Origin of the sequence: Gallibacterium genomosp. 2, assembly GCF_000771895.1 — a bacterium.
Taxonomy (GTDB): domain Bacteria; phylum Pseudomonadota; class Gammaproteobacteria; order Enterobacterales; family Pasteurellaceae; genus Gallibacterium.
In genome coordinates this window covers 1-12,212 of the sequence record NZ_JPXY01000012.1, presented here as the reverse complement: position 1 = coordinate 12,212, position 12,212 = coordinate 1, and the positions used below count along the sequence as shown (strand labels likewise).

At 37.6% G+C, this 12,212-nt stretch carries 13 protein-coding genes and 5 tRNA genes; 10 read left to right on the top strand and 8 right to left on the bottom strand.

What is annotated here, in order from left to right:
* Positions 1-22 precede the first annotated feature (22 nt).
* The 5 genes from hemN to P375_RS02045 all read left to right on the top strand — a co-directional run bounded on the left by hemN (position 23) and on the right by P375_RS02045 (position 4,717).
* Positions 23-1,390 (top strand): oxygen-independent coproporphyrinogen III oxidase, encoded by a 1,368-nt coding sequence (gene hemN, locus P375_RS02065; protein ID WP_039133797.1) that lies wholly within the window; start codon positions 23-25, stop codon positions 1,388-1,390.
* Between the two features lie 15 nt (positions 1,391-1,405).
* On the top strand, positions 1,406-1,963 hold the full coding sequence (locus tag P375_RS02060; RefSeq protein ID WP_039133795.1) for a YggT family protein: 558 nt from the start codon (positions 1,406-1,408) through the stop codon (positions 1,961-1,963).
* On the top strand, positions 1,963-2,250 hold the full coding sequence (yggU, locus tag P375_RS02055) for a DUF167 family protein YggU (protein WP_039133792.1): 288 nt from the start codon (positions 1,963-1,965) through the stop codon (positions 2,248-2,250). The genes P375_RS02060 and yggU overlap by 1 nt, the downstream gene beginning before the upstream one ends.
* Positions 2,251-2,533: 283 nt before the next feature.
* Positions 2,534-3,280, top strand: coding sequence for a hypothetical protein (locus tag P375_RS02050; RefSeq protein ID WP_013745318.1), 747 nt, complete (start codon positions 2,534-2,536; stop codon positions 3,278-3,280).
* 69 nt (positions 3,281-3,349) lie between these two features.
* Positions 3,350-4,717 (top strand): porin family protein, encoded by a 1,368-nt coding sequence (locus P375_RS02045; protein WP_052121776.1) that lies wholly within the window; start codon positions 3,350-3,352, stop codon positions 4,715-4,717.
* A gap of 133 nt (positions 4,718-4,850) precedes the next feature.
* On the opposite strand, the gene slyD is transcribed toward P375_RS02045, so the two are convergent.
* The 8 genes from slyD to P375_RS02005 all read right to left on the bottom strand — a co-directional run bounded on the left by slyD (position 4,851) and on the right by P375_RS02005 (position 11,492).
* Complete coding sequence (slyD, locus tag P375_RS02040) at positions 4,851-5,417, bottom strand: peptidylprolyl isomerase (RefSeq protein ID WP_039133789.1); 567 nt, start codon at positions 5,415-5,417, stop codon at positions 4,851-4,853.
* 48 nt (positions 5,418-5,465) lie between these two features.
* A complete protein-coding gene (locus P375_RS02035; RefSeq protein ID WP_052121775.1) occupies positions 5,466-6,191 on the bottom strand; it encodes an SIMPL domain-containing protein in 726 nt (241 codons plus the stop codon).
* 41 nt (positions 6,192-6,232) lie between these two features.
* The gene (locus tag P375_RS02030; RefSeq protein ID WP_039133786.1) at positions 6,233-6,775 is read right to left on the bottom strand and encodes a DUF1523 family protein; all 543 of its coding nucleotides are present in this window, start codon (positions 6,773-6,775) and stop codon (positions 6,233-6,235) included.
* A 45-nt stretch (positions 6,776-6,820) separates the two neighbouring features.
* Positions 6,821-7,606 (bottom strand): YchF/TatD family DNA exonuclease, encoded by a 786-nt coding sequence (locus P375_RS02025; RefSeq protein ID WP_039133783.1) that lies wholly within the window; start codon positions 7,604-7,606, stop codon positions 6,821-6,823.
* Between the two features lie 3 nt (positions 7,607-7,609).
* Positions 7,610-8,608, bottom strand: coding sequence for a DNA polymerase III subunit delta' (gene holB, locus P375_RS02020; protein WP_039133780.1), 999 nt, complete (start codon positions 8,606-8,608; stop codon positions 7,610-7,612).
* Positions 8,587-9,219, bottom strand: coding sequence for a dTMP kinase (gene tmk, locus P375_RS02015; RefSeq protein WP_039133778.1), 633 nt, complete (start codon positions 9,217-9,219; stop codon positions 8,587-8,589). The genes holB and tmk overlap by 22 nt, the downstream gene beginning before the upstream one ends.
* A complete protein-coding gene (gene mltG, locus P375_RS02010; protein ID WP_039133776.1) occupies positions 9,216-10,265 on the bottom strand; it encodes an endolytic transglycosylase MltG in 1,050 nt (349 codons plus the stop codon). Before mltG ends, tmk begins: the two co-directional genes overlap by 4 nt.
* A 111-nt stretch (positions 10,266-10,376) precedes the next feature.
* On the bottom strand, positions 10,377-11,492 hold the full coding sequence (locus tag P375_RS02005; RefSeq protein WP_039133773.1) for a methionine biosynthesis PLP-dependent protein: 1,116 nt from the start codon (positions 11,490-11,492) through the stop codon (positions 10,377-10,379).
* Between the two features lie 265 nt (positions 11,493-11,757).
* Between P375_RS02005 and P375_RS02000 the strand changes: the two genes are divergently transcribed.
* From P375_RS02000 to P375_RS01980, 5 genes are all read left to right on the top strand, one after another.
* Positions 11,758-11,833, top strand: a tRNA-Gly gene (locus P375_RS02000).
* Positions 11,834-11,835: 2 nt separating this feature from the next.
* Positions 11,836-11,922: transfer RNA gene (locus tag P375_RS01995), tRNA-Leu, on the top strand.
* A gap of 11 nt (positions 11,923-11,933) precedes the next feature.
* Positions 11,934-12,009 (top strand) — tRNA-Gly (locus tag P375_RS01990).
* A gap of 2 nt (positions 12,010-12,011) precedes the next feature.
* Positions 12,012-12,098: transfer RNA gene (locus P375_RS01985), tRNA-Leu, on the top strand.
* Positions 12,099-12,131: 33 nt separating this feature from the next.
* Positions 12,132-12,205: transfer RNA gene (locus P375_RS01980), tRNA-Cys, on the top strand.
* Positions 12,206-12,212 lie beyond the last annotated feature (7 nt).

Genomic DNA, 12,212 nt, shown 5'->3' with positions numbered 1-12,212 from the left:
TCATAATTAGTGGGTATTTATTATGTCAGAAATTTTATGGGATCATAATCTGATTCGGAAATATAACCAATCAGGACCGCGTTATACTTCATATCCGACAGCATTGGAATTTAATGAAGTTTATAACAATGATGATTTTATTATGGCGGCGGAACGTTATCCGACACGGCCGTTATCATTATATGTGCATATTCCTTTCTGTCATAAGCTCTGTTATTTCTGTGCGTGTAATAAAGTCATTACACGGCATCAACATAAAGCGGATATTTATTTGGACTACTTGGAAAAAGAGATCCGCACCCGTTCAGCGTTATTCTCAAAACGTACCGTTACCCAAATTCACTGGGGCGGCGGTACACCGACCTATTTGACGGAAGAGCAATCTGACCGTTTAATGTCTATGTTGCGTAACCATTTCACAATTAGTGAAAATGCGGAAATCAGTATCGAAATGGATCCACGTGAAATTGAGCTTTCGATGTTGGATCATCTGCGTAAAATCGGTTTCAATCGCATCAGTATGGGCGTGCAGGATTTTAATAAAGAGGTTCAGAAAGCAATCAATCGAGAACAGGATGAACAGTTTATTTTTGACTTAATGCATCACGCTCGTGAGTTGGGCTTTCAATCTACCAATCTTGATTTGATTTATGGTTTGCCGTTGCAAACATTAGACAGCTTTATGTTTACCTTGCAGAAAGTGCTTGAATTAAATCCTGATCGCTTAAGCGTTTTCAATTACGCACATTTACCGACACGTTTTGCCGGTCAACGCAAAATTAAACAGGAAATGTTGCCTTCACCGGAAACAAAATTATCTATACTGCAAAATACCATCGAATTTTTAACCAGCTCCGGTTACAAATTTATCGGAATGGATCACTTTGCCAAACCGGATGATGAATTGGCTATTGCGCAGGCAAATGGCGTTTTGCATCGTAATTTCCAAGGCTACACCACTCAGGAAGAGTGCGATTTGTTGGGAATGGGCGTGTCTGCAATCAGTCTTTTAGGCGACACTTATGCACAAAACCAAAAAGAACTGAAAAGTTACTATGCCGACATTGAAACTCGCGGTATCGCATTAAATAAAGGCTTAGTGATGACACGTGAAGACTGTTTACGCCGTGATGTCATTAAAGCCTTAATCTGCAACTTCAAATTGAAATTTACGGTTATCGAGCAACAATATCAAATCAACTTTAAGCAGCATTTCGCTGAAGATTTGGCATTGCTTGCCCCTTTAGTTGAAGACGGATTACTTAGCATTGATGATGAAGGCATTACCGTTTCATCAAAAGGACGTCTGTTAATTCGCAACATCTGTATGTGTTTTGATACTTACTCTCGCCAACAGGCAAAACGTCAGCAGTTTTCACGTATTATTTAATGAAAAGGAATCCGGATGAATACTTTACAATTTATCATTCAAACCGTTATCGGCGTCTATATTTTTATTTTAGTCGCAAAAGTCTGGTTGCAATATTGCAAAGTTGATTTCTACAATCCGTTGTCGCAAACATTAGTGAAATTAACACAACCGGTGTTGTTGCCGTTACGTAAAATCGTGCCAATGAAATATGGCATTGATTTTGCAGCGGTTTTGCTTGCGTTTATTCTAGGTGCAATCAAATTGCCTTTGCTCTATTTTGTGGTTTCCGGCCATCTTTCATTAGAATTGCCTTATGTGCTGTTATTAGGCGTGCTTTCTGTCGTTAAAGCGTGGGGTGAAATCATCTTTTGGGCGATATTTTTACGTGCTATTTTGAGTTGGTTCAGTCGTGGCGGCAATCCGTTAGATTATGTGTTATATCAAATCAGTGAACCGTTGCTGGCACCGATCCGCCGTATTTTACCACGCACCGGAATGCTTGATTTTTCAGTAATGGTGTTAGGGATTATCCTGATTCTACTCAATAACGTATTGCTTGATCTCTTTGGTCAACTTTGGATGATTGCGTAATGGCAGTCAATCGTACTGAAAATGGGCTGTTGTTAAATATTATCCTGCAGCCCAAAGCCGGCAAGGATCAAATTGTCGGCTTATATGGTGATGAATTAAAGATCACTATTACCGCACCACCTGTTGATGGCAAAGCTAACGCACATTTAATTAAGTTTCTTAGTAAAGAATTCAAAGTTGCAAAAACACAAATTGAATTACGCAAAGGTGAATTAAGCCGACATAAGCAGGTTTTTATTCCCTCTCCCGAACAAATTCCCCAGCCTATTCTGGATCTACTTGAATAGCACTGCCGATTTCATTTTGGCTCTTATCGCCTACAGAATTAGCAATCATTATTTTCACTTAAGCCCTAAAATAACGATCACAAAAGATCGTTGTTTTTCAAAAAATTCTTTTCTTCTGCCACTATTTCACCATTAAAAATTTTATCTTTTTGAAGCCAACCCCTTGTTTTTTTTTTTTTTTTTTAAACTAAGAAAGTTTTTGTTTACTAAAACAGTTTAGTAGCAAAACAAAGCTTTCATTGTATTTTTTATTAATTTCACAACACTTTTAACGGAGATTTCTATGCAAAAACTTCCTTTTAAACAAATTGCGCTTGTTACACTTTTTTCACTAGGTATTGTTGCTTGTGGGAGCTCCGGTGGTGGTAACAATTCATCAAGCGGTACTTATGCAATTGGTGATGTAAGATTTGAGAGAGATGGCGCAGGAGAACTCGTTGATGCAAGACATAAAATTGTTAATGCGTCGGAGAGTAATGCAAGCGTTTATAAACAAGTTTATGAAACACTCGTCAATCAAACAGGAGAAAATGCGTATCATCAATCCTATACTGCTTATGGATTACACAATATGGGAACATCTGATTCACCGGACTATCGTGTTGTTTTTGCAGCAAAAGATATACCTAATACCCTACCAACTAACTTAGATGCCAGTTATCAAGGAAAAGCTATTTTCACTGATCCAGAACAAGCAAATCAATTCTTAAGCGGTACAATGAATATGACCATTAAGGATGAGGGAATTACTGGAGCGTTTGACTTTGCTCAAAATGGAAAACTTACTATTGGCGGAGAAATTAACACTGAAGAAAATATGGCTGAAATCAGCAAAATGGGTAATGGGCGTGCTTTTAATATGTTCGGTGAAGTAAACGGTGATATTAAAGGTTATACCCTTAACGGTTATTTCTACGGTTCTGTTGCAGGTAAACAATATGAAGAGGTTGTGGGTGCAATAACCGGTAATTTAAAACAAGGAACGACACAGATTGAAGCGCAAGGCGTATTCGCTGGTAGCAAACAATAATATAACCAATCAATACACTTCATAAGAAGTGTATTGATTATTCTGTAACATTAATGTTTTATGACCATAATGAAAAATAAATTTCTCTTTCCTTTAATCCTTTTTTTATCATTCTCTGTTCAAGCAAATTCTGTTGTATCTACAGAAAATATGCCAAACACTAATATTGATTTTTGGCAAGAACAATTTAAAAATAATAAAGACCTTACTGAAAAAGGATTAAATCTTGCTATTCAACAAAGAGATTTTAATTTAATTAATACATTTTTATCTTTATATCTAACTTTTCCTAAACCGGATCAGTTCTTAGTTCTGTTCGCTGAAAGTCTTTTAGCTCAGAATGAACAAAACTATACCAAATCGATCAATTTATTACGACGAATCCTTGCTATCAATCCTAAATTAAATCCGGTACGGCTCGAATTAGCCAAAGCTCTCTTTTTAAATCAACAAAATAATGAAGCACAAGCGCAATTTGAGCTTGTCAAATCAGATAATTTACCTCCGGCTCTTGAACAACTCATTGATTTATATCTTGAAGCAATTCAACGACGTAATCGTTGGTATAGTCAATTTAACGCCTATTATACCCAAACCGATAATGTCAATAACGTTTCTTCAGATATAAATATTGGGAATACAGGTTTTCGGAAAAATCCAAGTATGCTGCCTCAATCGGCACACGGTATTGCTTTTAGCAACAACATAGGAAAAGATTTCAATCTAATATCTACGCATTATCTTGCCTTAGGAAACTATCTTAATGGTAAATACTATTGGGATAATCACTATTATACTGATATTCAAGATCGCCTTAATCTAGGCTATAAATATAAAAATGCAGTTCAACAATTAGCAATTTTACCTTTTTATCAATGGCGATGGGTAGCTAATAAACGATATCAACAAAGTTATGGTATTTCCCTAGCGTGGTCGCATTGGCTAAATAATCATTTTCAATTATCTAACACACTTGAATACGCAAAAAATAAATATTCACAAACCAAAATATTAGATGGGAATAGCAAATCCATCTCCAGCACTTTATTTTGGTTACCGAAAAGCACTCAATTTATATATATAGGATTTGATGCACTGTGGGAAAATACACAAGAAAAGCAATATTCTCATCATACGCATAGCCTACGCTTAGGTTGGAAACAGGAATGGAAGCTTGGAATTTCTAGTCAGATAAATTTTTCTATTTCAAAACGTAAATATCATGATCAAGCTGTACTAGGGGGCATTTTACCGCTTAATAAAACGAGGAAAGATCATATCTATCAAGCTAACTTAACCCTATGGAAACGTGATTGGCAATGGTGGAATATTACACCAAAACTACAATTTAATTGGAAACAACAGGTAAGTAATATTCCGTCAATGTATTCTTATACAGATAAGAACATCAATCTGTTATTTGAAAAACAATTTTGATTAAATATTTGGAATTAAATATTTACCAAAATCTTCAATTAAAAATCACTATCTATTATCCACGCTGCTTTTTAACCAATAAAAAAGCCTGATATCGAAAATATCAGGCTTACTCCAAAATTCCATCTCTCGCTTAGTGGTGATGATGCCCACCGCAGCCACAGCCACCGTGTCCACCTCTGCAGCAGCCATCTTCATCATCGTGATGATGATGTCCTCCGCAACACCCCTCACCTTCTTGATGTAAATGACCATGTGCAATCTCTTCTGCTGTAGCTTCACGCACAGAAACAACTTCAACAGTGAATAATAAAGTTTGACCGGCAAGCATATGGTTACCATCAACTACTACATCTTCATCCGTTACTTCAGTAATAACAACCGGTAATGGTCCGATGTCAGTGTCAGCAATAAAACGCATTCCCGCCTGTAACTCATCAACACCGTGGAACACATCTTTCGGCACACGTTGCACTAAATTGTCATTATATTCACCATAACCCTCTTGTGGTGATACTTTCACGTCAAATTTTTCACCAACTTCTTTGCCTTCCAATGCATTTTCTAAGCCGATAACAAGATTATTATGACCTTGTAAATAAAGTAACGGTTGATTCGCAGGTGCTTCATCTACTAACACACCATCTTCAGTACGAACTTGATATGCAATACCTACTACATGATTTTTTGCAACTTTCATTAATTTCTCCAATTATTTAGGGATAAAGTGCGGATTGTAACGGAATTTCTACTTTTCCGATAGAGCAATAACAACATTTGCCTCAATCGATAATTGAGATTCCCCCGGTGTAAAACTAACAGCATTACCATCTTCCTGTATTTCAGCAACTTTAGCCATACGCAAAGGCGCTGCTCTCATCATATAATCAACATTATTTTGGTCGATATTCATATTAATAATTCGATATTGATTGTAATGTAATCCAGATTTGATTAATTCCGCCTGCTGCTGTACCTGTGTCAACAATGACTGCAATAACTTATCTCGTTGCTGTTTTTGCAATTCAGTAGAAACAAAAAATTTGGTTGACTGTACAAGGAAATCTTTCGGTAAATCCGAAACAAATTGTGCAATTTCACTAAAACTACTACTTTCTAACACTAAATTCGCTTTTAACGTCCAACTTGCCACTTTGCCTTTTTGATCATAATTAGCGTAACTTTGTCGTTGATTATTGGATAATTTAATATTTTTATATTGTTTTATTTTAGTGACCGCCTTTTCTACCCGCTCCTCAATTTCCTGAGAACTTTTCGCCGAAAGATGCTCTCCGGTGAGTTGAGTGCTGATAATTAACTGAACTTTATCTTGAGGCACAACCGTTTCAGCTGAAACCCTAAAACTGACTTTTAATGTTTCTTCACTATTAGTCGGCTCCGCTTTTACCGGCGAAGCTACCATCATTAAACAACAAACAAAACCTGAAAAATAGTGAATAAATGTTTTTTTCATATGACTCCTTTAGAAAATAACAAAACAATTAAAAAGCTAGTCTATTCGCTGTCAAACCAACCACGAATAAACTGAATAGATAAAAATAATGTTACTAACAATATGACATATAAGATATAGCTCACAATTGGTTTTGAAGCAGTAGCATCCTGCGCAACCTCTTTAATCGAAACGACATTACTGAACTCATCAAACATTGTGATACGCCACCCATAATATTTTACTTCAACCAATTTACGCTCGTTAGCAAAGCCCTGAGCTTTAGCTTGCAAATTAGCTGAATCAAACTTGAAGTAGAAAGGAAACCCCCATCGAGTGTCTTCATTACGATACACCATCACTTTATCTGTTTTGGGATCTTGTGTATAAATATAATAAACATCACGTGTCGGCCCATCTGCCGGATTAGATTTAGTAATCGGGCCATCCTTATCAACACGTTTGACTTCAACGCCCGTCACTTCTTTGATTGCATAACTTGGAAAGGTATAATTTACTCCTGCAGCCAAAATCAAATGCACACATAACGTAACCAATAGGAAAAACCAAAAGAAAAAACGGCGTAATGTAGAATGCTGAGCCATAATTATTTCCTCATTTCATAGATAACATTGCTTTATCCTAGCATATTATTGTGACAAATTAACGCCAAATAAGTTGCTAAAATTATTAGTAGTGATCTGGGCTAACTCTTCAACGGAAACACCTTTTAAGGTTGCAACATATTCACACACCTCTCTGACATAAGCAGGCTGATTTTGTTTACCACGATATGGCACCGGCGCAAGATAAGGGGAATCCGTTTCTACTAGAAGACGTTCAAGCGGCACGTGACGGATCACTTGGCGAATATCTTCTGCATTTCTGAAGGTGATAATACCGGAAACAGAAATATAAAAACCTAATGCTAATGCCTGCTCCGCAAACCATTGATTTTCAGTAAAACAGTGGATTACACCACCACAACGTTCAGCATGCTGTTCCTGCAATAAACGAATAGTATCTTCTCCAGCAGAACGGGTATGAATAATCACCGGTTTCTTAAATTCATTAGCAATATCAATCTGCTGTGCGAAACAATCTTGTTGCTGCTGCTTATTATCCGCACTGTAATAGTAATCTAAACCGATCTCACCTACCGCCACCACTTCAGGCAAGGCAATAATCTCTCTCAATTTGGTGCTATCAAATACCTCTTCACCAATATCCAACGGATGTATACCACAAGAATAGGAAATATCATTACGATGCGATAACTGCTGTTGTAGCTGGTGAAAGCGAGAAATACCTACGCCAATTGCCAAGCAGTGTTTCACATCACGCTGTTTCGCTTTTTCCAACACCTCATCCACATTTTTATGTAAAGCTTCATAATCTAATGCGTCTAAATGACAATGGGAATCTACAATAAACATTTTTTAACCTTCAAATACCTGTTCTATCATTTTAATTAATCCATCTGTAATAATCAGTTCCTGATTTACACCATTAATCGACATTAAATCTGCGCGCATTTGCCGAACAATTAGCAATGCACGATAAATTTTCAATGTCGGTACTGCTTGCGCAAATGCAATAATCCCAGATTGCAAATCCCGACATAACCAATTTTGATAAATATGCAAACTGCATTTCAAAGTATCTAATAAAAATGATTCCAACCAATTAATCTGTGTAACTGACTGTTCTGTTTCAAAATAGGGCAACAATATAAGTAAATTTTTATTGCGATAAAATTTCCAAAATTGTCGTAAAAAAGCGAGTCGTTGCGCAATTTCCCCTTTTTCTAAACTGATTTTAGCGGCGAATGGACGTTGATAATTCATCAACAAAGCTGTTTTCATTTGTTCAAGATCGGAAAAACCTTGCTGTTGCAACCAATCTATTCCTTGTTGCATTGTCGGTAATGGCAATGCCCATTGCTGACAACGACTCTGAATCGTTGCCAATACACGATGTTCAACATTAGTTTGCAAAATAAAATAGCAATCTTCTGTCGGCTCTTCTAATGTTTTCAACAATGCGTTAGCAGCAGCTTCCGTAAGCTGTTCTATTCCTTGTAAATAAACCACTTTTGATGTTTGCTGTTGACTGCGACGAGATAGCTTATCCGCCACTTCACGAATCGTATCAACGCTGATTTTTTTGCCTTCTTCACTATGAATAAAATAAAAATCGGGATGAGAATGATGCAAAAAAAGTTGACATTGACGACAATGCCCACAAGCTTCTTGTGATTGTTTATCTTCACACAACAACCATTGAGCTAAGGCAAAACAAAATTGCTCAGCTCCATTATTATCAGCACTGCGAATTAACAGTGCGTGATGTCCGTAACCAGCTAAAAATGCTTGTATAATTTGTTGATAAATCGGAAATACCCAAGGTAAATCCACTATTTTTGTTGTTGAAACCATTGTGTAATTGCTTTTCTAAGTTGTTCATTTACCTTTGAAAAATCTAAATTGGCATTAATAGTAATACTCTTCTCATCATCATTAACCAGTTGCAAATAGCGTTGACGAGTACGTTGGAAAAAATCTATCTGCTGCTGTTCAATACGATCCAACTCACCTCGGCTACGCGCTCTTGCTAATCCGATTTCAGGATCAACATCCAAATAGAGCGTTAAATCTGGTGTAAAATCACCTAGTACCGCCTTTTTTAAGGTCATCAACAAATTAATGTCCAAACCACGTCCACCACCTTGATAGGCTTGTGATGATAAATCGTGTCGATCACCGATAACCCATTTACCTTGTTCCAATGCTGGTTTAATCACATTTTCCACCAATTGAACTCGAGCAGCATAAAGCATCAATAATTCTGCTTTATCGGTAATAACTTCATCACCTTCGCCCTGCTTGATTAATTGACGTAATTTCTCCGCCAGTGGTGTGCCACCCGGTTCACGCGTGAATACGAACTCCTTTATACCTAGTTCTTTCAGTACAGCCACTACGGTCTCTCTTGCACTGGTTTTTCCCGCACCCTCCAAACCTTCCAGTACGATAAATTTTGCTATCATTCTTTATTTCCTTGCTGCGCTTTCCAATTTCGATACCAACGTAAATATTGCTGTACCGCACGATTATGTTCATTTAATGAACGACTAAATTTGTGTCCGCCACTACCGTCAGCAACAAAATAGAGATAATCTGTATCCGCCGGATTTGCCGCTGCTTCCAACGATGATTTATCCGGCATTGCAATCGGTGTAGGCGGTAAACCATCAATAACATAGGTATTATATGGCGTTGTTGCATTCAAATCCTGCTTACGGATATTGCCTTGATAATGTTCGCCCATTCCGTAAATCACGGTCGGATCAGTCTGCAATTTAATACCTCGTTTTAATCTATTGACAAAAACAGAGGCAATTTGTGGGCGTTCCGCCGCTACGGCACTCTCTTTTTCAATAATTGAAGCTAAAATTAACAGCTCATATTCTGATTTTAACGGCAATGATTTATCTCGTTGTTCCCACGCCTGTTTCAATGTTTTTTGCATTTTATCTGCAGCGCGTTTTAACAGGGCAAGATCGGTTGAATTTGCAGTGTAATAATAGGTGTCAGGATAAAGCCAACCTTCAAGTTTACCTACTTTCACTGCCTCTTTCGGCAAGCCCAAAAGCTGATAAATTTCAGCTTCATTCTTATCTTTTAAATTGTGTTGAAGATTCGGAGCTGCTGCCAAAGCTGCTTGCCACTGTTGAAATGTCGTTCCTTCCGGTAACGTTAAAGAAAATTGAACCTCTTTTCCACTGTGTATCAATGACAATAATTGCTCAAGATTATTGATATTCTTAAGAGAAAATGTACCGGCTTTCAAAGTATATTCCGGATGTAGCTTAAATAGATAAGGCAAACCCCAAATCTTTTTGTCGATCAAACCTTGCTGCAATAACAATTCGGAAAATTGCTTACTACTCGTCCCTTTCTCAATCGTTAATAACTGCTCCGGCTGATGTGAAATCGGTAATGTCAATAACTGAGTGAGATGACGATAAATCAATGTTGTCGCTACTACTGCACTAATGATTAAAACCAATAAAAAGATAAGAAATTTTTTCATTCGACTAAATAATGCTTTTAAAAAGGAGCTAAGTTTAGCATAAAATCATTTTGAATAAGACCAAGAGAACATTTAAAAAAATAGCACACGCTAAGATGTGCTATTGAGAATCTATTTTTTTGCTGCCTGTAACGCTTGTAGAATATCCGATTTAATATCTTCAATATTCTCTAGACCAACTGAAAAACGTAATAAGCGGTTGCACACACCACGCGCAACTCTCTCCTCTTCAGGAATATCCATATGCGTTTGTGTTGCCGGATAAGTAATAAAACTTTCTGTACCTCCCAAACTCTCAGCAAAAGTAATTAATTTTAATGCTTTCAAAAACGGCACTACCCATTTTTCTTCACGCAAGCGGAAAGATAGCATTCCGCCTTTATTCGGATAAAGCACATCGGTAACATCATCCAAATCATTTAAAAATGCCGAGATTTGTCTCGCATTTTGTTGGTGGCGCTCAACACGTAACGATAGTGTTTTTAACCCCCTAATGGTTAAATAACAATCAAATGGAGCCAACACAGCACCAGCACCATTCTGCATATAATAAAGACGATCACAAAGTTCCTGTCCTTTTGCTACAATCAACCCAGCCAACACATCATTATGCCCAGCGATATATTTAGTTGCACTGTGAATAACAATATCCGCTCCGTGCTCAATCGGTCTAAACAATACAGGTGTTAAAAAAGTGTTATCCACAATCAGTAACAAATTATGTGCTTTTGCCAATTTAGCAATGGCGGAAACATCGCACTCTTCCATCAATGGATTGGATGGTGTTTCCACAAAAATCGCTTTTGTATTTGATGTAATTGCCGCTTCGATTGCTTCCAAAGAGGCTGTATTAACGTAAACCGGTTTAACTCCGTGATTATTTTTGTAACAAAAATCCAACAAACGATACGTGCCACCATAAACATCACTAGAAATAATCCACTCATCCGGGCTGGTAAACAGGCTCATAATCAGTCGAATAGCAGCCATACCTGATGAACAGGCAAAACCACGATCGCCTTGCTCTAAACGTGCAATACCATCTTCCAATACTTGGCGAGTCGGATTTTTAGTTCTGATATAGTCGAAATTATCTTTGGCAATGCCTTTAATATCGGTATGACCAAATGCAGTTGAAAGATGAATCGGGGTTGCAACAGCGCCGGTTGTAGCATCAGTACGATTACCAAGCTGTACTAATAAGGTGTCTATTAATTGTTGTGCCATAATGATTCCTAACAAAATTTAAAATATTTTTATATCAAACTCATCATTCTTGCATAAACAGCTATGACAGAAAAGGGATTCTATGTAAATCATCAAATTATTCACATTTATGGGTAAAAAAACGGCATTAATTTTTAATCCTTAATTAATAAGTTTCTTTTTTCATCAATCAGACAAGAAATTAAAAATAATCGTTTGACAAAAAAATTCAATTCCGTAAAATGCGCCTCGTTGATTAGCGATGCTGTTAGCATAATTAATCTAAGCGGGAATAGCTCAGTTGGTAGAGCACGACCTTGCCAAGGTCGGGGTCGCGAGTTCGAGCCTCGTTTCCCGCTCCAATGCCCGGGTGGTGGAATCGGTAGACACAAGGGATTTAAAATCCCTCGGCTTTCGAGCTGTGCGAGTTCAAGTCTCGCCCCGGGCACCATTTAATAATAAGCGGGAATAGCTCAGTTGGTAGAGCACGACCTTGCCAAGGTCGGGGTCGCGAGTTCGAGCCTCGTTTCCCGCTCCAATGCCCGGGTGGTGGAATCGGTAGACACAAGAGATTTAAAATCTCTCGCCTTTCGGGGCGTGCCAGTTCAAGTCTGGCTTCGGGCACCATTCAAAATTGAAACCCATCAATATCTCAATTATGGCGTGTTAGCAAAGCGGTTATGCACTGGATTGCAAATCCATGTAGATCGGTTCGATTCCGGTACACGCCTCCAAAACTAT